The following is a 20602-nucleotide window of genomic DNA, read 5'->3' as shown; positions in this document are numbered from 1 at the left end:
ATTGAAGAAGAACGTTCTTATCATTGGTGCAGGAGGTGTCGCCAAGGTGGTGGCCCACAAGTGCGCGCAGCATAACGACGAACTGGGTCGTATCGCTATCGCGTCACGGAACATCTCCAAATGCCAGGCCATCATCGACAGCGTCAAGGCCAAGGGCAGCCTCAAGGTTCCCGCCGACATCCAGGCCTTCTCGCTCAACGCCCTCGATGTCGAGGCGACCAAGGCGCTGATCCGCGAGACCGAGTCGCAGATCGTGATCAACGTCGGTTCCGCCTTCCTCAACATGTCGGTGCTGCGTGCCTGCATCGATACCGGTGTCGCCTACCTGGACACCGCCATCCACGAAGAGCCGGGCAAGATCTGCGAGACCCCGCCGTGGTATGGCAACTACGAGTGGAAACACCTCGAAGAGTGCCAACAAAAGAACATTACCGCCATTCTCGGGGTCGGCTTTGACCCGGGTGTGGTCAACAGCTACGCAAAACTTGCGCAGCAGCAGTATTTCGACAGCATTGATTCGATCGACATTCTCGACGTCAACGCCGGCTCGCATGGCAAGTACTTCGCCACCAACTTCGACCCGGAAATCAACTTCCGCGAGTTCACCGGGCAAGTGTGGAGCTGGCAGAACAGCCAGTGGACCAGCAACACCATGTTCGAAGTCAAGCGTACCGACGACCTGCCGGTGGTTGGCTCGCAAAACCTGTACCTCACCGGCCATGACGAAGTTCACTCGATTTCGAAGAACCTCAACGTGCCGAACGTGCGCTTCTGGATGAGCTTCGGCGAGCACTACATCAATGTGTTCACGGTGCTGAAAAACCTTGGCCTGCTCAGCGAGCAGCCGGTGAAAACGGCCGAAGGCCTGGAAGTGGTGCCGCTGAAAGTGGTCAAGGCCGTGCTGCCAGACCCGGCCTCGCTGGCCCCGGGCTACACCGGCAAGACCTGCATCGGCGACCTGGTCAAAGGCACCAAGAACGGTCAACCGCGCGAAGTGTTCATCTACAACGTGGCCGACCACGAAGAGGCCTACGCCGAAACCGATAGCCAGGGCATCTCCTACACCGCAGGCGTACCGCCAGTGGCTGCCGCCCTGCTGGTTGCCCGTGGCGAGTGGGATGCCAAACGCATGGTCAACGTCGAGGAGCTGCCAGCCGAGCCGTTCCTCAAGGCGCTGGACGTGATGGGCCTGCCGACCCGCGTCAAGGATGAAAAAGGTGATCGTCCTTGGGACGCTGAAGCCTAAGCGGTAAGCAAGAAGGGGCGCCACTGTGGCGCCCCTTCTGCTTTGGCTGGCTGCTTGCGCTTCAGTTGGTCTCGGCCGTGAGGCTCGCGCGCTCATCGAGTTTTTCCAGCAACGCCTTGGCCAGGGCCTTGTCCGAGAACGGGTTTTGCCCGGTAATCAACTCGCGATCCACCACCACATTCGGTTGCCAGGCCTTGGCATAACCCATGTGGCCGCCGGCCATCGCCATCGCGTTCGCCGGGTAGAACAACAAGCGCTGGTCCTTGAGCGAACGCTCGAACACCTGCTCCTCCGGGTCAGAGAAGATAGTCATCTTGTAGCCCTGGTACACCCAGTCTCTGGCTGCCGCCCGCTCCCCGCGGGCCAGCGCGGCCTGGTAGCCGACCGGATCCTGCTGCGCCGACAGCAAAGCGATCGGGCCGTGGCAGATAGCCGCTGTGGGTTTGCCTGCCTGGTGGAAATGCCGCAACAAGGTGCCGACGTCCGAGTTATTGGCCAAGTCGATCAAAGGCGCGTGGCCGCCGGGGATGAACAGCCCGGCATAGCGGTCGAGGTCGCCCGCCAGCACTTCTTTCACCGACAGGGTATCGCCGATGTCTGGCAGCCCCTGCACCACCTGTTCAATCCGGCGCATTTCTGTTGCATCACCGGCGAAATACTGTGGGTCGACCGAGCGCGGATCCACACGCGGGGCATTACCCTTGGGTGTCACCAGCACCAAGCGGTAGCCGGCCTTGAGCAATTGGTCGGCGGGCACCCCGAACTCATTGAGGTAATAGCCGGTGGCGTAGTGTTCGCCGTTCTGCAACGGCAGCTGGTGTTCGCTGGACAGCAGCACCAGTACCTCGCCCTTGGGCGCCGATTGGGCACCACCGGCAAGCAAAGCGCCGGTGACTGCCAGCGCCAGTGTGGTCAGCTTCTTCATGCGTCAACTCCTGATCAGGCAAGCGCCTGCAATACCAAAGTGGCGGAGCGCAAGGTGTAATTGGCAGCTCCGGGTCAGTCATCATTGGGGGAATGCTACCGCTGCGGCTATGATTCGATAATTCTAAAGTGATCATGGCTGCCATTCGAAATATGAATATCGCCAACAAGGATTTGAACCTGCTCTATCTGTTCCATGTGCTTTACCAGGAGCGCAGCGCCACGCTCGCCGCCCAACGCATGGCGCTTAGCCAACCTGCACTCAGCCACAAGCTCGGCAAATTGCGAGACCAGCTTGGCGACCCCCTGTTCGTGCGTGCGCCCAGAGGGCTTACCCCCACACCGCGGGCCCATGAGCTGGCGCCGGAGGTAGAACGCCTGGTAGCGGGCCTGGAAGGCTTCTATGAACGCTGCGAGGGGCAAGACTTTCTCGCCCGCCCTGCCCGCGTACACCTGTACAGCACCGATTATGTGGAGCAGACACTGCTGCCCAGGCTGTTACCGATACTGCGCAGCCAAGCGCCCAACCTGACGCTGGTTACACACAACACCCGGGGCGCGTTACCCCGAGAAGCGCTGGAAAAAGGCACCTGTGACCTGGCTGTCGCCGGCTTCTACACCGACCTGCCCGACACCTTCCACCAGCAGCGGCTGCTCAGGGAGCAGTTCGTAGTGCTTGCCTCGCGCAGCCATCCAGGCCTGGATAGCGGCCTGGACCTGGACACCTTTCTGGCCAGTGACCATCTGCTCACCACCCTGACCGGTGACCTTGATGGGCTGGTTGATCGCGCCCTGCACAGCCTGGGCAAGCAACGCCGGGTGGTGGCTGGCCTGTCCAGCTTCATCGCACCCATGCGCTTGCTGCGGGGTACCGACCTGCTTTTGACCTGCCTGCGCTCGCTAGCCCTCGAAGCTACCGACCGTGACGAGGACCTGCGCATGTTCCCGCTACCGCTGGAGCTGCCGCCGGTGGAGGTGATGCAGATCTGGCATGCGCGTACCCATGCCGACCCCTTGCGGCGCTGGCTTCGCCAGCAGCTGTGGGCCGTGGCCCAGCAATAGGGATGTTTCTGACGAATGTAGTCGGGTATGGCGCACAACCTCTTGCAATCCGTAAGATCTCAAAATACTGTATGAATATTCAGTACAGCGAGACGCCCTCATGCAACTCATCGCCAAACTCGGTATTCTGGCCGACGCTGCCAAGTACGACGCATCCTGCGCCAGCAGCGGCGCGCCCAAGCGCAATTCGCGCGGTGGCGATGGCCTGGGTGCTACCAATGGCATGGGTATTTGTCACAGCTATACGCCCGACGGCCGCTGCGTGTCGCTGCTGAAGGTGCTGCTGACCAATTTTTGCCTGTACGACTGCCAGTACTGTGTCAACCGCCGCTCCAGCAACGTGCCTCGGGCACGTTTCAGCCCGGAAGAGGTAGTGCGCCTGACCTTGGATTTCTATCGGCGCAACTGCATCAGCGGCCTGTTCCTCAGCTCTGGCATCATCCGTTCGGCGGACTACACCATGGAGCAGCTGATCCGGGTGGCCCGGCTGTTGCGCGAAGAACACAACTTCCGCGGCTACATCCACCTGAAGACCATCCCCGACGCCGACCCGCTGCTGATCGAAGAAGCCGGGCGCCTGGCCGACCGGCTCAGCGTCAACATTGAGCTGCCGACCGACGACAGCCTCAAGCGCCTGGCGCCTGAAAAGCAGGCACACACCATTCGCCAGGCCATGGGCGTCATTCACCAAGGGCAGCAGGCCGTAGCCAATGAGCCCAGGGCACCGCGCTTTACCCCGGCGGGGCAAAGTACCCAGGTCATCGTCGGTGCCGACAGCACCGATGACAGCACCTTGTTGCGCAATGCCGAATCGCTTTACCAGGGTTACGGCCTCAAGCGGGTGTACTATTCCGCGTTCAGCCCGATCCCCGACAGCCCGGGCAGCGTGCCGTTGGCCGCCCCCCCACTGTTGCGCGAGCACCGCTTGTACCAGGCTGACTTCCTGCTCCGGGGCTATGGCTACAAGGCGGGTGAGCTGCTGGGTCAGCACGGTAACCTGGCACTGGACATCGACCCCAAGCTGGCCTGGGCGCTGGCCAACCGCGAGGTATTCCCATTGGACGTGAACCGCGCAGAGCCGGCACTGCTGGCACGCATCCCCGGCATTGGCCTGCGCAGCGTGCAGCGCCTGGTGGCGTTGCGCCGGGAACGGCGTATCCGCTATGACGACCTGATTCAGCTGCGCTGCGTACTGGACAAGGCGCGCCCGTTCATCGTCACCAGCGATTACCGCCCGGCACAGGCCGAACTGCGCAGCGGGTTGCTGCGTGCACGCCTGCGCGAACCGCAGGCGCCGGTGCAGATGGGGTTGTGGGGGTGATTGCGCTCGACTGCGACGATCTGTTCGCCACATGGCGTGAACAGGCGCGGGTGTTACTGGGGCATGGCATCGACCCTTCGGAAATCACCTGGAACCAGGGCCCCATGGCGGATTTGCTGGCTGTACCCGCAGCGCTCCCTGCCGGCCCTGGCCCCTTCCGGGCCAAAGTCCCGGCCCAGTTGTTGGGGCAGTTGGAACTGGCCTCTCGCTACCGTGGCGAGCAACGCTGGAACCTGCTGTACGAAGTGCTGTGGCGTGTCGCCCACGGCGACCGCACCGCAATGCTGGCGGGCGACCGCCTAGGCAGTGAGTTGCAACGGCGCATCAAGCAGGTAACGCGCGAAGCCCATCATTTGCATGCTTTTGTGCGCTTCGTGCCGCTGCCCGAAGCGGTGGCTGGGCAGTTGCAACTGGATCTGGTGGCTTACCACGAGCCGGCACATGACGTTCTGCAGAGCGCCAGCGCGCACTTCGCCGACCGCCTGGGCAAGTTGCGCTGGCTGATCGCTACGCCTCAGGATGGCATTCGCTTCGACGGTGCCGGGTTCGACTATCAACGGCGCTGCCCGGCGCAATGGCGGCAGTGGGCGCGCAGTGCCGAGGACCCAGGGGCCGAGCTGTGGCGCACCTATTACCGCCATACGTTCAACCCTGCCCGCCTCAACCCTGATGCCCTGCGCCTGCACATGCCGGGGCGGTTCTGGCGGCACTTGCCGGAAGGCATGCTGATACCCCAGCTTGAGGGCCTGGCACGCCAAGGCAAGCAGCGGGACGGCCAGGCGCTGGAAGTGGCTGCGCAGGCCGGCAAAAAGATCAGCAAGACTGGGCGGTGATGCACGCCAGCCATGCAGTGCGCGCAAATCGCCTCACTCCAGCAACCAGCCTGCATCGCCTTCATCCAGCACGCCGCCATGATCAGTCCTGTCCCCCTTGCGCGCGACAGCAGCCCCCTCGATCAGGAAGTGCTCGGCCCCGCTTTCGATTACCGCACCGCAGGTAGTCCGGTCCCCCACCCTGGCCACTGCGCTGCCGTTGAATGTATACCCAGCACTCCCGCTCTCGACCTGGTTAGCGCCATGCAATGGGCAGAGATGTCGATGACCGACAAGCACAACAGGTTTCATCGCGCTTCGCCTGCGTGCGGTGCGGTACGTGATTCGCGATCAATCGCCACTGGCCAGTAAACCTTCGGCGCCAGGCAGTGCATGTGGCTCAGGCCATCATCATCATTCCAGTCGCGCGCGGGGTGTACGAACTTCGGGAGGGCCTCGGGGCCTTGCTGCATGAACAGTCTGGCGATGGCCCAGTAGGCTTCGCCGTGGTAGAGGTCGTGGCTGAAAAACACGCGGTCAATGACTTCGTTGGTTTCCGGGTTACGGACCGACAGCATGACGTTTTCGATCAGACCGCCGTGGCCGGGTGCGTAGATCCGGTAAACCTCGGCGGTAACGTCATCCCAGTTGTAGGCAACGGGTTGCACGCCCCAATGCTTTCGGCTGCAAACAAAAAATCGATTGAACCTGTACTGGTAAAGATAAATTCTTCGGCGCAGTCTATTGAAACGAATAGGCTCGTCTCTTGGAAGCACAAAATCAAGCTTGATGTAGGGCGATAGCACCCACGCCACGAGTAGCGGCGCAAGCAAGATAACAATATTCGTTATCCAGTCCCCCTGCCAATTATCGAAAACCAGCCAATACGTAAATAACGTCATCCCACCACCCGCAACAAGAGCGGCAGAGCCTATCAGCGCACCTAGCCCCCGCAGACGAATAGTAGCCCTTGGCAACTCCAAATAGACATCATCGTAATAATTGGGCGAGGGGTTGATGTTTTGTGGTTCATGTTTGAACGTTGGCCTTTCTTCGATACCGGGTAAATCATGACTCCAACTCAATTGCCGATGCGCTAACGGTCTGGACTTGACGTTCATACGTTCTCCGCCTGAACACGACTTCCAAGGCGTGTGCTTGAAATATTTTTATCTGGCCAATACGCAACCGTCAGCGTGGCCGATTTAATGGTGTGCGCACCAGCGGTCGGCATGAGCGCTATCACACCAGTCAATTCTAATGACGGCGCGCTTTCTGGATGCGCATGCACACTTTTCATCAATGAAACATCGGGGCGATAGTCAGGAAAACGTGGTGCGGCGAAATTTAAAAACTTGTTTGTTTGAATGAGAAGCTCCGGGCAATCAGAATTATGGCTGCCGGATGCCAGAAACCAGCCTGCATCGCCTTCATCCAGCACGCCGCCATGATCAGCCCTATCCCCCTTGCACGCGACAGCAGCCCCCTCGACCAGGAAGTGCTCGGCCCCGCTTTCGATTACCGCACCGCAGGTAGTCCGGTCCCCCACCCTGGCCACTGCGCTGCCGTTGAATGTATACCCAGCACTCCCGCTCTCGACCTGGTTAGCGCCATGCAATGGGCAGAGATGTCGATGACCGACAAGCACAACAGGTTTCATCGCGCTTCGCCTGCGTGCGGTGCGGTACGTGATTCGCGATCAATCGCCACTGGCCAGTAAACCTTCGGCGCCAGGCAGTGCATGTGGCTCAGGCCATCATCATCATTCCAGTCGCGCGCGGGGTGTACGAACTTCGGGAGGGCCTGGGGGCCTTGCTGCATGAACAGTCTGGCGATGGCCCAGTAGGCTTCGCCGTGGTAGAGGTCGTGGCTGAAAAACACGCGGTCAATGACTTCGTTGGTTTCGGGGTTACGGACCGACAGCATGACGTTTTCGATCAGACCGCCGTGGCCGGGGGCGTAGGTTCGGTAAACCTCGGCGGTAACGTCATCCCAGTTGTAGGCAACGGGTTTGACGCCCCAGTGTCTGGGGCTGAATAAATACATGTAATGAAATCTGAATTGATAGAGGTAGATTTTTCGGCGTAACCGATTGAAGCGAATGGGCTCGTCTCTTGGAACAGTCAGATCCAACTTGATAAAGCAAAGGATCACCCACAGCGGTAGCACAGGAAATATCACAGTCAAGACATTGGTGACCCAATCATGGGTAAACCCTTCAACCAGCAACCCCCAATACAACCATAGCGCCACGCCTAAGCAGAGCAGCATCGATGGCACACCCAATAATGCTACAACGCCTCGCAAGCTGACTGACTGCCTTGGCAACTCCAGATAGATCGCATCGTAATAGTTGGGTGGGGGTTTGATCCTGTCCAGACACCCACTGACCTTGGGCTCTTCTCCAACATGAGGGAGATCATACCTCCAACCCAAGCCGCGCTCACTTAGAGGTGGCGATGTGAGCTTAGTCATTCACACCTCGCCTGGTCATAGCAGCATAGGCATCCACGATTGAACGATCTGGCCAATACATGACCGAAAGCGTTGCTGCAGTAATTGTGTGCCGCCCTATGACCGGCATAAGTTCGACCACACCCGATATTTCCAACCATCGTCCGGTCACGCCTTCGGTCACTACATGCTTGACTTCTCTGACCACCTCAAACCGTTTTTTGTAGTCAGGAAGTCTAGGTGGTGAATATCGAGAATAGCTGGCCATTTTTGAAAGAGACTTTACTAATGAGTTTTCAAACCCTTCAGAAATCAGTGTTTCGCCACCGCTGTATTCGGGAAATGATCCATCCCCGTCACGATGCACAACAAGGGCCCATGAGAAAGCAGAAACATCCTCTCGATATTTGGGTAGTACTATTTTGAAAATCAATTTTTGCTCTATCTCAACATGGACTAACCCACCCATCCTTCTCATGGACTCTCTGGTATCTATCGAAGATGAAAAATGAAGGTTGGCTTTGACGCCAAGCGTAACCGCATTCAACTCAGAAAATGCGATATCTGCATACTCGGGGGCATCCCAATGAATCTTCGGATGTTCGTTGGCCCTACCAAAAAAGCAACGTTTTATCCAGACCTCCAATTCGCTCGACTCTTTTTTTAGAGCGCTTCTGCCAGCAGCATATCCAATAAGCGTAAAGATAATGGCCAACCCCAGCGGCCCGAATGTTGCTGATGTCAAAACTGCGCCTACAAAGGTTAGGGTGCCAGCGGTAAATGCTGCCAGAGACATAACATTCATATTTCGTGCTGTTTTATCTCCTTTGGCGGCAGTTTGTTCAGTAGCGACAACCGCTTGTGCGATATCAAAGACTCCAGCAACCGCGCTGAATATAGCGCCGAGTCGAATTAAAGCCGCCCCAGGAGCCGTTACGTTAAGAGCCCAAGGCGTGCTTGAACCCGCAGCGCCCCTCAACACCAGCCCCACCAATTCGATTTGCCCCCCAAGCACACCCAGTTGCGAACCCTGCAGCGCCAATTTGGCCTCGTACGCCTTAGGCCCAATCTCTGCCTCGGCCTTTTCCTGATTTCTGGTCAGGCTGTCATACTGCAAATACAGCCCACCGATCCCGAGTAGCACCTCCCAACTGCCTGCAGCCCCGCGCAGGCCTGAGAAACCGCCACGCACCAGCTGGCTGGCCTGGTGCGCAGTTATCTTCATCCCGTCAAGCAACTTGCGGGCATTGCTGTCGAGTGTACCTGCCGCGACCGAGATATCCACCATGGCCGCGTGCGCCGCACTGCTCGCCTGAGTCAGCTTGATGCTGGCCGCTTCGACTAACCGGCCATGCACTTGCGCAGCCGTGCCCTCGACCCAGACCGTGACACTGATCACGGTGTTGGTCAGCCGAGGGTCGAGCAGCGCGAGGCTCATCAACCCGTGCTGCAGGATCGGCCGGACCTTGCGCATCGCCTTGAACGAACCGACTTCAAAGTCATCGACACTGCGATACATACGGTCTCTCGCCTCAGCGAGGGAGGCATTTGCGCGGTGCTGCAACTGGCGCAAGTGCGCACTCTGCAAGGCGTAGTACTCGCCCAGCTTCATCTTCACTTCAAGCTCGATCAGTTGCACCCCGTTGTAAAGAAACTGGGTTGCGCTGTTCAGGTGCCGAACAGCGTTGTGGATGCCAGGCCCGAGGCTAGGCGCCAGGCGTTGACTGGCGGCATTCACCGCGCTCTGCGTTTCGGCGATGGCCTGCTTCAAGCTATTTCGCATGCGTAAACCGGCATCGTCGCTGGCGATGACCTTGCTCAACATGCCGAAGAGCTTGTCGCTGTCGTTCCAATTGATTGCCTGGTCGCCTGAAAAACTGGGTAACAGCGCGGCCAGCAAAGCGTTGTCACGCATCAGCAGCGCGCGGTAGGGAGGGCTATCGGGGTTTTGTAGCCAGACCTGCCACTGCCATTCGCTGGTACCAGCCGCAGGCTGACGGGGTTCAAGGCTGGCGATCACGGCCTCTGTGACCCCACCGCCCAAGCACAGCCCCATGGTCTTGGTATAGGCCACACCGGACTCGCGATCACGGCCGTCATAGTCGTGGCGCTCGGCCACCTTGAACATCGGGGTATCGAATAATGCAACATAGGCCTGCGCGTCCTGGTCGATGTAGCGCTGGAACTCGGCATCCTGCGCCTCGTACTCAGCTTGGAAAGCAGCCCGCTGCGGCTCGTGGTAGCGCTCTTCCAGACGGGCATCACTTTCTCGCTGCGCACGCTCGACCAAACGCTGTCGCTCGACTGCCGGGTCCACGAAAATTGGTGGCCCGTCGCCGGTCACCGGCTGCAACGACGGCACCCCTTGTGCCGCCCACTCCCGGTGCGTGGCGCGGATCACCTGTACGATCTGCGAGGTCTGTAACTGGTACACGCGTAGTGGGTCCTCACGCCAGGCCTGGCGCTTCACTACCCAGCTCAGCCGCTGGTGGTTGTATTCCTGAATGAGACCGACGGTGTCGTCCAGCACCAACGCCAACACACCGTTTGCCAACTGGTGGCGGTCCGATGCATTGACCACATAACCACGCAGGGCAAACCTGCGCAGCCAGCGGCTGTGGAAACCATGCACGCTGTCGAACGGTGCACACGCCTGCTGGCTGTATTCGAACACCTGGTTGTCAACTTGCAACTGGTCGGCCGTCATCGCCAGGCCCAGCAATTGCGGATGGGTACGCGCCTGGGTCAGATCAATCCCTACGAAGCGGTGGCTTGGTGCCACGCCTTGCTTGTAGGCGTTCAGCACACTCACCGGCCAGGCATCACTGGAAAAGGCCAGCCAGGCACTGTTGTATTTGTCGGTGTCGATCGTGACGAAGGCCGCCGGAATATCGTGGTTTTCCTGCGCACATTTTTCCGGCAGTGGCCCAGGTGGGCCGGCTGGAGGCGCATAGGGGTCAAAGCGTCGCAGATGGCCCTGTGCGCTGACGGCGTAGGCTTGCCAGACCTGCTGGTCAAGCAAGACATACAGGTAGCCCATGCGTAACGTGCGCAGGCCAGGCTTGGCGCAGATGTGCAAATGCCCCGCCACGGTAGTGATGCACTCCGGTCGGGTATCCGGGACCAGCGCACGGCGCAGGGGCAGAATGGGCAGCCCCTGGCGCTGACAAGACATGCAGTGGTCATGCGGCAGGCCGGCTTCAGCGACAGCAAGGGCGATGCGTTGACTGATGGTCATGCAAGGCGCTCCGCTTCCGGCAGGGATTGGGTCAGGTGCCGCCAATGCGCCTCGGAGTAGCGGGCAAGCAACGGCGCCAGCGCGCGCTGCTCTTGGCGGGCTGCATCTATCAGGCCGCGCACGGCGGCAAGGGAGGTTAGCTGGGGATGAATGCACAGCTGGTGGAGGGCCAGCACCACGATATCTTCCGGGTCGGTCAAGCCCAAGGCGCGTGCTTCCTGGATATGGTTGCCGGCTCGTACAGCCGCAAACGACGGTATCTGACACTGCAAGGTATTGTTCACGCCTGCTCGTAGAGCGCTCAAGCTTCGCAGCACGCGCTCGACCAATGCTCCATCCGCTTGCATGCGCCAGGCAGACGCGGGGAGCAGACAGCGTTGCCCGCTCTGCCCCTTGAGGTTCAGCAACTGCCCACTGCTATTGAGGAACAACCAGCGGCTGATGGGCCACCACGGCGCACGCTCCCCTTGCTTGAACGTTGCCGCAAGCAGCTCCAGGCGTATCGGCTCGTAGACCGGATAGAAGCTCAGTGTCTGAGCTGTGTCGGGTAACCGGCACAAGCGACTGAGGTGAGCTGCGATGTTGGCCGCTGGCTGTTCACTGAACACCCAGCCGCATAGGTAGCGCCTTGGCTGAAACAGCCCACGCACAGCTGCTCGGGCGGTCAATTCCAATATTGCGCGGCTGGGCAGCGCCCCGGGTACAGCCAGGCATACCAGTACAGGATGCAAGTGCGGCACATGCGCCAGGTCGAACCTGGGTACACGCATCAAAGCGCTTTCCCCCAATGCCTCGCGAAGCTGGGCGAGCAAGGCTGAATCGCCTTTGTCCTCGGGGGCAAGGGGGTCCACCAACACATAGCTGTACAGGTCGGGCGCATGCTGCTGTTCGATCACGCTGGCCAGGTCATCAGCCGTCATCAGAGCTTACCCTCACAGGTGCTGGCAGCGTTCGGCGTCAATGTCAGCGACTTAGCGCTGCCTGCCCCCTGTGCAGTCGCCTGGGTTTGCCCCAACAGGTTCAGGGTCTGGCCATTGAGGGTGATACCGCGCCGGTCCAGCACGATGCAGCCACCTGGGGTTTTCAACTCTATGCGCTCACTGGCATGCAGCTGATACACCGTAGTGCGCTGCTGCATGCCATTGCCGACTTCGACCCGTTGAGCACCTTTGACCACCAAGGCGCTGTCCTTGCCGACGAGAACCTGCTGACAGCCCAGGGTCGCTTCACTGCGGTTGTTACCGACCTGGTGCGTCAGGTCATGCTTGATTTCGACCTGGCAGTTCTGCCCGATGAACTGGTTGTGGTTGCCCCCGGTTTCCTGGCGATAGTGGTTACCGATGCTAAGTTGCTGATCATTGCCCACCTGCTCCAGCCGATTGCGCCCGACACGCGTGGTTTCGTCGTTGCCGACCACCGTGTTGTAGTCGCGCTGGGCATGAATGAACACCTCCTCCCTGCCCAGTTCGTCCTCGAAGCGCAGCTCATTGAAGCCATTGCCCTTGTGGGTCTGGCTCTTGATGGTCATGCGGGTTTTGTGCTCCGGCAGGTCATACGGCGGAAGCTGATCACCGCAGTAGGTACGCCCGATGATCATCGGTTGGTCGGGGTCGGCATTGACGTACTGTATGACCACGTCCTGGCCAATGCGCGGGATGGCCATCGAGCCCCAACTGCCGCCTGCCCAGCTTTGCGAAACCCGGACCCAGCAAGAGCTGAACTCATTGCCCTTGCTCTCCCGATCCCAGGGAAAACTGACCTTGACCCGCCCCCACTCGTCACAGTAGATCTCTTCGCCGGGCGGGCCGACCACGGTGGCCATGTGCGGGCCATCGATACGGGGTTTGGCCAGGGGGGCCGGGCGCCATTCGCGGGTGCCCGGCACCAGCATGGCACGCTGCACGTAGCGGGTGCCCTGGTCGGCGCTGGCTGCCTCTTCCTGCAGGCTGGTGAACTGCACGCCTTCATGGTGCACGCTGATCGGCCGCCAATGCACGTTCAGGTCTGCGCGCGGGTGCCCGACCAGCGTGAAGCTCAGCCCTGGTTGCAGGCGCACATCATCGCCCTGCACCTCGGCAACGTGCGCGTCGTGGCGCAGCGCCGCGAGGCGCGTGGCCGTGAACGGTACGCCAACCGCGTCCCGCTTGTAGCGCCCAGGGTAGTCGAAACGCTCGTAGGCCCGCGTTTGATGGGGGGTACTGCTGTCAGCGGCCCGATGCTCCTGGCGGTAGCGCGGGTGGGTGAAGGTGTAGTCCCGCTGCACCTGCCGGGTGCTGCGGACCTGCTCGCTGTAACGCAGGCGCCGCAGGCACGGCACGGCCTGATCACCACCGCTGTTGGCGTGATACAGCACGTGGTCGGGACCAATATCACCCTCATCTACCGCTTGCGGGTCATCGGCCCGGACCGCGCCGCGGCTGATAGTGCCAAACGCCAGCAGCCGATCGGTAATGACCAGGTGGTGCTGTTGTGGCGTGTGCTCGAAGCGGTAGACAAGGCCTTCTTCGGCTGCCAGCCGGGCGATGAAATCGAGGTCGGTTTCACCGGCCTGAACGCAGAATTCGCGGACGTGATGCTCGCCGAGGCTCTTGATTCCAAAGCGGTTGATGCCCTGGCGCTGCAACACCAGTTCAATAATCTGCGGCACAGTCTTGTGCTGGAAGATGCGCCAGTTCGAACGCAGCCTGGCGCGGGCCAGCTGCGGCTCTACCAACGCGTGGTAGTGGGTACGAAACCTGCCGGTTTCGCCTTGGCTGAAACTGCTGACCAGGCCGTGCACATGGCGTAGCGGCTGCTCGCCACGCCAGACCGTGAACAGCCCGGGCTTGTCGAGCAGCAGGCCGAAGTCGACATCTGCGTCGAAACTGATCAGTTCCAGGTGCAGTTGGAACGGCGCGCTGATGGCCTCGTCGAGTTCGAACGAAACCACTTCGAACTCAACCCGGCCGGCCAGGGCCTCGAAGCTGAACCGCAGATCGGACTGGCTAGGCATGCGGACTCCCGGCTACCACCTTGAGACAAGGCTGTCGAGCGACTGCAGCACTCCGGCGCTGCTCAGCGTTCAGGCGAAATCGGTAGCTACAAAAGGCCCTGTGGCCTTCAGGTGGGCGGTGCATGAAGAGGTCCTTGTCTTCCGGCAAACTGAAGACACGAACGCTAGCGGGGAACCGATTCTGCGAGAAGTCCAGCACTTCCCGGCGCAACGTAGGAAATGTCGACTGAGTTTTTGATGACCGGCGCGTGCCGAGAGACCGAGCGCTGCGCGAGGGGCGCTCGATCTCTGCGAGGCTCATAAATGTTCTGGGCCGAAGACGTTCAAACCTTGAACTGCCCGACCAAGGCCGTCATCTCCCCCACCAGGCCCGACAGTGCCTTGCTCGCAGCGCTGGTCTGCTGCGCCCCGGCCGCCGAATGGTTGGACAGTTCACGGATGTTCAGCAGGTTGCGATCCACTTCGCGCGCGACCTGCGCCTGCTCTTCGGCGGCGCTGGCGATGACCAGGTTGCGTTCGTTGATTTCGCCAATCGCGCTGTAGATACCTTCCAGCACCTGCCCCGAGGCCAGGGTCACGTCCAGGGTCGACTGCGCACGGTGGGTGCTGGCCTGCATCGACGCCACTGCCGCTTCGGTGCCGGCCTGCACGCGGCCGATCATTTGCTCGATTTCCTGGGTCGACTGTTGCGTGCGGTAGGCCAGCGTACGCACTTCATCGGCCACCACGGCAAAGCCCCGCCCCGCCTCCCCGGCACGCGCCGCTTCGATGGCGGCGTTCAGCGCCAGCAGGTTGGTTTGCTCGGAGACCGAGCGGATCACTTCCAGCACCTTGCCGATATCACGCACCTGCCCCACCAACTGCTCCAGGTGGGTACTGCTGGTCTGGATCTCGCGGGTCATGGCCTCGGTGCCGTCGATATTGTCGCTGACCTGGCGGCGGCTTTGCGTGGCTAGCTGGTTGGACTCGCTGGTGGTTTGCGAGGTGCTGATCGCATTGCGTGCAACCTCCTCCACGGCGGTGGTCATTTCGGTCACGGCAGTGGCTGCCTGTTCCAGCTCCAACCCTTGTTGGCGCAGGTTGTTGGCGCTTTGCTCGGTTACCGCGTCCAGCGCAGTGGCGGCTTCGTCCAGTTGCCGGGCACAACGCCCGATCTGGCCCAGGGTGTCGCGCTGGCTTTGCTGCATACGCTGCAACTCGTGGAACAGCTGGCCGATCTCGTTACTGCCTTGTGCCTGCACCGGCACGCTCAGGTCGCCCCCGGCAATACGCTGGAAGTGCTGACCGGCCTCACGCAGGGGGTGAAGCACTCGCTGGGCGATGAAGCCCCAGCACAGGGCTGCCAGGGCCAAGGTCAGCGCCAGCAGGCCGAGGCTGAGCAACTGCGCACGGGCCAGGCGGCGATCGGATTCGAGCATGATCTGCTGGCCACGCTGGCCCAATTCGCCAACCAGTTGCTGGCGTAGCGCCTGCAACCGGCCCATGGCGTTACCGGCGTCGACATTGACCTTGAAGTATTGCTCCAGCGAGCGCTGGCGGGTGGCCTCACGCTGCCCGGCCACCGCGGCGGCGTATTCGGCGAAGGTCGCCTGCAACTCGGTCGCCAAAGTGCGCAGGGCCGGCTCGCGGCTGTTTTCGACGAATTCGTCGACCAGCTTCTGGCTTTTTTCGTTCAACTCGAGCGACAGTGCCATGCGCTTGGCAGCACTGTCGTCGTGACCGCCGAGTTGCTCGATGAAGCCCGACGACACGTTGGCGCTGGAACGGATGGCCATCAGCAAGGCATTGTTCAAGCGGTCCGACTGGTGCGCAGTCTGGTCCAGTTCGGTGATCTGCTGGTCACTGCCAACCGCCGCTCGCCAGGCACTGAGGGTGGAAAACAGCAGGGTCAGGCTGAACAGCGACAATACCCAGAACATTCCGGTGCGGATTTTCAAGTTGGCAAGCATGCGGGCAGTACTCCTGGTTGGCACCACTTCTGGTCGATGATTCGACGGTGGGTGTGCTGCTATCGGAGCGGCGCGGCGCCGGCTTGAGGTGCTCAGGTATGCTTGTGGGCGGTAACCGAACAGATGTTGCCTGCATGCGGGGCCTCGCCAAGCAACCCGCGCGGTGCATGGCAGCGCATGCGTTGGCGGGCTCGGCAGGGAAAGCCTGGGTTTGCCAGCCAAGCCGCGATGCGGGTAAAGTCGGGCCCTGGCGCTGGCTGCGCCTGCGGTCCGCGCAAAGGGGTTGCCCGAGCCATGCGATAACCTGTTTCCATACCAGCTCCAGGCTTGTCGGCGGACCGAGCCTCAAAGGAGTTGGCATGCCCACCATCCATGCATCCCGCCACCATGGCCTGCTCGATCTTGCCGCTTTGCGCAAACGCGCCAAGCGTTTGCTCAACGCCCTGAAGCACCACCAGGCCGACGACGCCCGGGAACAGTTGCGCACCCTTGGCCTGCCTGGCCCCCATTATCGCCTTGCCGATACCCAATGGCTGGTGGCCCGCGAAGCCGGCTTCGCCAGCTGGCCCAAGCTCAAGGCGCATGCCGATGCCGTGGCGTTCGCCGCACGCCAGCCTGGCTTCGCTGCCGATGACGAAGCCGCTGTGCAGCATTGGCGCTGCGGTAACGATATTGCCCACAGCTTGCGGGTTGCGGGGTTTGCCGGCGCTTTCCAGATGTTCGACGACCCCATGGTGATGGGGCCGGTGCCGGCCCTGCCGGAAGATCAGTACTGGCCGGTGCGCGGCGCGTACATACAGCAAGCGTTCAACCTCAGCGCCGAGGCTGTCGCCCCGCGCCAGGCTGCACAACAGGCCGCATTGGCCGGTTTGAACGGCGACAGTCAGCTGGTGCTGTGGTGCGAAGCCGACGCTTACGACCAGTTGTTCCTGATCCGCGTGCTCGCCAGCCTGCCCTGTTTGCCGCGACGCCTGGAGCTGATCGAAATCGACCAGGTCCCTGGCGTAGAGCGCTTCATCGGTATCGGCCAACTGGCCCCGGATCTGCTGGCCTGGCTATGGCCACAACGTCGCGCGCTGGGTGAGGATGCACTGACCTTGGCGCGCCAAGCCTGGGCTGCCTACACCGCCGCTGAACCCCAAGCCTGGGCCGCCCTCGCTGGCCGCCAGCACCGGCCTTTGCCGCTGTTGCGCCGGGCACTGGCGCGCCAGCTGCAAGAACTGCCTGGTGCCAGCGACGGCTTGAGCCTGACCGAACGCCTGCTGCTGCGCGCTCTGGCATCGCATGGGGAGCTGCCAGCCGGACGCGTGTTTACCCAACTGATGCAGCAGGATGAGCCGCTCCCTTATCTGGGCGACATGATGTTCCATGCGCTGCTGCAGCCGTTGCTCCATGCACCCCACCCGCTGCTGCGCGAAGGCCCGGGCGACGCCTGGGCCCATCGGCCATTACGGCTGACCGCACTCGCCGAACAGGTGCTGGCCGGCCAGCGCCACTGGCTCGACCAGCACCCTGCCCGGCGTTGGGTAGGCGGGGTGTGCATCGACGCGGCTGACAAGCCTTGGGTGGTTAGCGAGCAAGGCGAGGTCTGGCGACGACAATAGCGAAGCGGCTTGGCTGCAAGGGTGGGCGGGAACCCTTATTCCGCCAGCACCTCCTCCAGCGCCTGCTCCAGCGTGCTGACGGTGCGCTCGATATGCTGCAGTTTTTCCAGCCCGAACAGGCCAATGCGGAAGGTCTGGAAATCTGCCGGCTCATCGCACTGCAGCGGCACCCCAGCGGCGATCTGCAGCCCGTGGTCGGCAAATTTGCTGCCGTTCTTGATGCCGGCGTCATCGGTGTAGCTCACCACTACACCCGGGGCCTGGAAACCGCTGGCGGCCACGCTCTTGATACCTTTGCCGGTCAACAGGGCGCGCACCCGCTTGCCGAGGGCCTGTTGCTCGGCGCGCAGTGTGTCGAAGCCGTAGGCGCGCATCTCGTTCATCACGCCGTTGAACCGTGCCAGTGCATCGCTGGGCATGGTCGCGTGGTAGGCATGCCCGCCCTGCTCATAGGCCTGCATGATCTGCAGCCACTTTTTCAGGTCGCAGGCAAAACTGCTGCTCTGTGTCTGCTCGATGCGTTGCAGGGCCAGGGCACTGAACATCACCAGGGCGCAGCATGGGGAAGCACTCCAGCCCTTCTGCGGCGCGCTGAGCAGCAGGTCGACGGCGCATGTGTGCATATCGACCCACACCGCGCCGGAGGCGATGCAGTCCAGCACGAACAAGCCGCCCACTGCGTGCACGGCCTCGCCCACCGCGCGCAGGTAGTCGTCGGGCAGCATGATCCCGGATGACGTTTCGACATGCGGGGCAAAGACCACCTGCGGTTTGTGCGCCGCAATCGCCGCCAGCACTTCATCCAGCGGCGGTGGCGCATAGGCCGCCTGGCGCCCGGTTTCCACCGGCCTGGCTTTCAGCACCGTGGTAGCCGCCGGAATGTTGCCCATCTCAAGAATCTGGCTCCAGCGATAACTGAACCAGCCGTTGCGGATCATCAGGCACTGCTGGCCAGTGGCGAACTGCCGCGCCACCGCTTCCATGCCAAACGTGCCACTGCCCGGCACCACAGCCACGCCCTGGGCGTTGTAGACCTGTTTCAAGGTGGCGGAGATGTTCTTCATCACGCCCTGAAATGCCTGTGACATATGGTTGAGAGAGCGGTCGGTGTACACCACCGAGTACTCGATCAAACCCTCGGGGTCGACACTGGGATAAAGCTTTGACATGGGCAGGCTCCTTTGGCAGAGACGTCATTGCCATCGACCCTGCCTCAAGCCCCGGCAAATGACAAGGTGCGGCCGCGCGGCAGATCACAAAGCCGCTTGGACAAAACATATGGAAATACGTATATTCGGATTTCCATATGTACAGACGCTGCCATGATTACCCCACCTGAAGTGTTCAAATGCCTGGCCGACGAAACCCGTGCTCGCGCCACCCTGCTGATCGCCAGCCTGGGTGAACTTTGCGTTTGCGAGTTGATGTGCGCGCTGAACGACAGCCAGCCGAAGATAAGCCGCCACCTGGCCCAGCTACGCAGCAGTGGCCTGTTGCTGGACCGACGCCAGGGGCAATGGGTGTATTACCGCCTCAACCCGGACCTGCCCACTTGGGTCGCCGCGGTTCTGCAGGCGACGCTACAGGCTAACGAGCAATGGTTGGCACACAACACCCAACGCCTGCAGAACATGGATGGCCGCCCTGTTCGGGGCTCTGCCTGCTGCTGATCAACAACGAGAAAGAACCCTATGCTGGTCGCCATTGCAGTCTTCGTTTTCACCCTTACCCTGGTCATCTGGCAGCCCAAAGGGCTTGGCGTTGGCTGGAGCGCCGCGCTCGGCGCGGTCATCGCCCTTGCCACAGGTGCCGTGTCGCTGCACGACATCCCGGCGGTCTGGGGCATCGTCTGGAACGCCACGTTCACGTTCATCGCCGTCATCATCATCAGCCTGCTGCTGGATGAAGCCGGTTTTTTCGAATGGGCAGCCCTGCATGTGGCGCGCTGGGCCAATGGCAGCGGCTACCGCCTGTTCGCCTTTTGCGTACTCCTCGGCGCTGCCGTGTCGGCATTGTTCGCCAACGACGGTGCGGCGCTGATCCTCACCCCCATCGTCATGTCGATGCTGCTGGCGCTGCGTTTCTCGCCAGCTGCCACGCTGGCTTTCGTCATGGCCGCCGGCTTTATCGCCGATACCGCCAGCCTGCCGCTGGTTGTCTCCAACCTGGTGAACATCGTTTCGGCCGATTACTTCGGGTTGGGTTTCGCCGAGTACGCTTCGGTGATGGTGCCGGTGAACCTGGCCAGCGTCGCCGCGACGCTGGTGGTACTGTCGCTGTACTTTCGCCGTGACATACCGCAGCACTACACCGTTGCAGCGCTGAAAACGCCCGGCGAGGCGATCCAAGACCACGCCACCTTCACGGTCGGAGGGTGGGTGTTGCTGGCGCTGCTGGTGGGCCTGTTCGCCCTCGAACCACTGGGCATTCCGATCAGTGCAGTGGCAGCCGTGTGTGCCGCCATACTGTTCGCGGTCGCCGCGCGCGGGCAGCGCATTGCGACCCGCCGCGTGCTGCGCGAGGCCCCTTGGCAGGTGGTGATTTTCTCGCTCGGCATGTACCTGGTGGTGTACGGGCTGAAAAATGCCGGCCTGACCGACATGCTCACCCAACTGCTCGACCGCCTGGCGCAACAAGGGCTGTGGAGTGCCACCCTGGGCACCGGCGTGATCGCCGCCCTGCTGTCTTCGGTCATGAACAACATGCCCAGCGTGCTGGTCGGCGCGTTGTCGATCCAGGCCAGCGAAGCGCAAGGCCTGGTGCGCGAGGCGATGATCTACGCCAATGTGATTGGCTGCGACCTGGGCCCGAAAATCACCCCTATCGGCAGCCTGGCGACACTGCTCTGGCTGCATGTGCTGGCGCGCAAAGGCGTGCGTATAACCTGGGGTTATTACTTCAAGGTTGGCATTTTGCTGACCCTGCCCGTGCTGTTGATCACCCTTTCGGCTTTGGCACTGCGCCTTAGCCTCTGATAGTCCGCCAACAAGCGGAGGAGCC

16 protein-coding genes and 1 pseudogene are annotated in these 20602 nt (G+C 61.4%); 7 read left to right on the top strand and 10 right to left on the bottom strand.

Going from position 1 to position 20602, the window contains the following annotated elements:
• Position 1 precedes the first annotated feature (1 nt).
• Positions 2-1246, top strand: a complete 1245-nt coding sequence (locus ACF8SD_RS21755; RefSeq protein ID WP_054903974.1) for a saccharopine dehydrogenase family protein — start codon at positions 2-4, stop codon at positions 1244-1246.
• Positions 1247-1307: 61 nt separating this feature from the next.
• On the opposite strand, the gene ACF8SD_RS21750 is transcribed toward ACF8SD_RS21755, so the two are convergent.
• Entirely contained in the window at positions 1308-2171 is an 864-nt protein-coding gene (locus ACF8SD_RS21750) for a type 1 glutamine amidotransferase domain-containing protein (protein WP_392485110.1), read from the bottom strand.
• A gap of 152 nt (positions 2172-2323) precedes the next feature.
• On the opposite strand from ACF8SD_RS21750, the gene ACF8SD_RS21745 reads away from it, so the two are divergent.
• The 3 genes from ACF8SD_RS21745 (at position 2324) to ACF8SD_RS21735 (ending at position 5386) form a co-directional block, all read left to right on the top strand.
• A complete protein-coding gene (locus ACF8SD_RS21745; protein WP_392485109.1) occupies positions 2324-3232 on the top strand; it encodes a LysR family transcriptional regulator in 909 nt (302 codons plus the stop codon).
• Between the two features lie 100 nt (positions 3233-3332).
• The gene (locus ACF8SD_RS21740) at positions 3333-4553 is read left to right on the top strand and encodes a putative DNA modification/repair radical SAM protein (protein WP_009686599.1); all 1221 of its coding nucleotides are present in this window, start codon (positions 3333-3335) and stop codon (positions 4551-4553) included.
• Entirely contained in the window at positions 4544-5386 is an 843-nt protein-coding gene (locus ACF8SD_RS21735; RefSeq protein WP_173888760.1) for a TIGR03915 family putative DNA repair protein, read from the top strand. The genes ACF8SD_RS21740 and ACF8SD_RS21735 overlap by 10 nt, the downstream gene beginning before the upstream one ends.
• 33 nt (positions 5387-5419) lie before the next feature.
• On the opposite strand, the gene ACF8SD_RS21730 is transcribed toward ACF8SD_RS21735, so the two are convergent.
• From ACF8SD_RS21730 to ACF8SD_RS21695, 8 genes and pseudogenes are all read right to left on the bottom strand, one after another.
• Positions 5420-5677 (bottom strand): PAAR domain-containing protein, encoded by a 258-nt coding sequence (locus ACF8SD_RS21730; RefSeq protein WP_009686597.1) that lies wholly within the window; start codon positions 5675-5677, stop codon positions 5420-5422.
• Positions 5674-6486: a DUF6708 domain-containing protein gene (locus ACF8SD_RS21725; RefSeq protein ID WP_392546470.1), complete on the bottom strand. Its 813-nt coding sequence runs from the start codon at positions 6484-6486 to the stop codon at positions 5674-5676. The genes ACF8SD_RS21730 and ACF8SD_RS21725 overlap by 4 nt, the downstream gene beginning before the upstream one ends.
• A 287-nt stretch (positions 6487-6773) precedes the next feature.
• Positions 6774-7025, bottom strand: a pseudogene (locus tag ACF8SD_RS21720) (PAAR domain-containing protein); the annotation flags it as partial.
• Positions 7022-7840: a DUF6708 domain-containing protein gene (locus ACF8SD_RS21715; protein ID WP_392546469.1), complete on the bottom strand. Its 819-nt coding sequence runs from the start codon at positions 7838-7840 to the stop codon at positions 7022-7024. The pseudogene ACF8SD_RS21720 and the gene ACF8SD_RS21715, both read right to left, overlap by 4 nt.
• Positions 7833-11057, bottom strand: coding sequence for a T6SS effector BTH_I2691 family protein (locus tag ACF8SD_RS21710; RefSeq protein ID WP_392484523.1), 3225 nt, complete (start codon positions 11055-11057; stop codon positions 7833-7835). The genes ACF8SD_RS21715 and ACF8SD_RS21710 overlap by 8 nt, the downstream gene beginning before the upstream one ends.
• Positions 11054-11977: a hypothetical protein gene (locus ACF8SD_RS21705; protein ID WP_392484522.1), complete on the bottom strand. Its 924-nt coding sequence runs from the start codon at positions 11975-11977 to the stop codon at positions 11054-11056. The genes ACF8SD_RS21710 and ACF8SD_RS21705 overlap by 4 nt, the downstream gene beginning before the upstream one ends.
• Positions 11977-14049 (bottom strand): type VI secretion system Vgr family protein, encoded by a 2073-nt coding sequence (locus ACF8SD_RS21700; protein WP_392484521.1) that lies wholly within the window; start codon positions 14047-14049, stop codon positions 11977-11979. Before ACF8SD_RS21700 ends, ACF8SD_RS21705 begins: the two co-directional genes overlap by 1 nt.
• 323 nt (positions 14050-14372) lie before the next feature.
• Entirely contained in the window at positions 14373-15998 is a 1626-nt protein-coding gene (locus tag ACF8SD_RS21695) for a methyl-accepting chemotaxis protein (RefSeq protein WP_392484520.1), read from the bottom strand.
• Positions 15999-16357: 359 nt separating this feature from the next.
• Between ACF8SD_RS21695 and ACF8SD_RS21690 the strand changes: the two genes are divergently transcribed.
• Positions 16358-17602 (top strand): DUF1835 domain-containing protein, encoded by a 1245-nt coding sequence (locus tag ACF8SD_RS21690; protein ID WP_392484519.1) that lies wholly within the window; start codon positions 16358-16360, stop codon positions 17600-17602.
• A 35-nt stretch (positions 17603-17637) separates the two neighbouring features.
• Here the strand turns inward: ACF8SD_RS21690 and ACF8SD_RS21685 are convergent, their stop codons facing one another.
• On the bottom strand, positions 17638-18771 hold the full coding sequence (locus ACF8SD_RS21685; RefSeq protein WP_392484518.1) for an alanine--glyoxylate aminotransferase family protein: 1134 nt from the start codon (positions 18769-18771) through the stop codon (positions 17638-17640).
• Between the two features lie 153 nt (positions 18772-18924).
• On the opposite strand from ACF8SD_RS21685, the gene ACF8SD_RS21680 reads away from it, so the two are divergent.
• Complete coding sequence (locus ACF8SD_RS21680) at positions 18925-19272, top strand: metalloregulator ArsR/SmtB family transcription factor (protein WP_173888746.1); 348 nt, start codon at positions 18925-18927, stop codon at positions 19270-19272.
• Between the two features lie 21 nt (positions 19273-19293).
• Positions 19294-20577 (top strand): arsenic transporter, encoded by a 1284-nt coding sequence (locus ACF8SD_RS21675; RefSeq protein WP_173888745.1) that lies wholly within the window; start codon positions 19294-19296, stop codon positions 20575-20577.
• The last annotated feature ends 25 nt before the right edge of the window (positions 20578-20602 follow it).

This window comes from Pseudomonas sp. CJQ_9, from assembly GCF_043106615.1.
GTDB classification, from domain to species: domain Bacteria; phylum Pseudomonadota; class Gammaproteobacteria; order Pseudomonadales; family Pseudomonadaceae; genus Aquipseudomonas; species Aquipseudomonas juntendi.
Note: the sequence above shows the minus strand (reverse complement) of the source record. Positions and strands in the feature narration are given on the sequence as shown.

Bases quoted from the DNA above. Each gene is read 5' to 3' on its own strand.
- ACF8SD_RS21750 (WP_392485110.1), bottom strand. From the start codon at position 2,171: ATGAAGAAGCTGACCACACTGGCGCTGGCAGTCACCGGCGCTTTGCTT.
- ACF8SD_RS21745 (WP_392485109.1), top strand. From the start codon at position 2,324: ATGAATATCGCCAACAAGGATTTGAACCTGCTCTATCTGTTCCATGTG.
- ACF8SD_RS21740 (WP_009686599.1), top strand. From the start codon at position 3,333: ATGCAACTCATCGCCAAACTCGGTATTCTGGCCGACGCTGCCAAGTAC.
- ACF8SD_RS21730 (WP_009686597.1), bottom strand. From the start codon at position 5,677: ATGAAACCTGTTGTGCTTGTCGGTCATCGACATCTCTGCCCATTGCAT.
- ACF8SD_RS21725 (WP_392546470.1), bottom strand. From the start codon at position 6,486: ATGAACGTCAAGTCCAGACCGTTAGCGCATCGGCAATTGAGTTGGAGT.
- ACF8SD_RS21715 (WP_392546469.1), bottom strand. From the start codon at position 7,840: ATGACTAAGCTCACATCGCCACCTCTAAGTGAGCGCGGCTTGGGTTGG.
- ACF8SD_RS21710 (WP_392484523.1), bottom strand. From the start codon at position 11,057: ATGACCATCAGTCAACGCATCGCCCTTGCTGTCGCTGAAGCCGGCCTG.
- ACF8SD_RS21705 (WP_392484522.1), bottom strand. From the start codon at position 11,977: ATGACGGCTGATGACCTGGCCAGCGTGATCGAACAGCAGCATGCGCCC.
- ACF8SD_RS21700 (WP_392484521.1), bottom strand. From the start codon at position 14,049: ATGCCTAGCCAGTCCGATCTGCGGTTCAGCTTCGAGGCCCTGGCCGGC.
- ACF8SD_RS21695 (WP_392484520.1), bottom strand. From the start codon at position 15,998: ATGCTTGCCAACTTGAAAATCCGCACCGGAATGTTCTGGGTATTGTCG.
- ACF8SD_RS21690 (WP_392484519.1), top strand. From the start codon at position 16,358: ATGCCCACCATCCATGCATCCCGCCACCATGGCCTGCTCGATCTTGCC.
- ACF8SD_RS21685 (WP_392484518.1), bottom strand. From the start codon at position 18,771: ATGTCAAAGCTTTATCCCAGTGTCGACCCCGAGGGTTTGATCGAGTAC.
- ACF8SD_RS21680 (WP_173888746.1), top strand. From the start codon at position 18,925: ATGATTACCCCACCTGAAGTGTTCAAATGCCTGGCCGACGAAACCCGT.
- ACF8SD_RS21675 (WP_173888745.1), top strand. From the start codon at position 19,294: ATGCTGGTCGCCATTGCAGTCTTCGTTTTCACCCTTACCCTGGTCATC.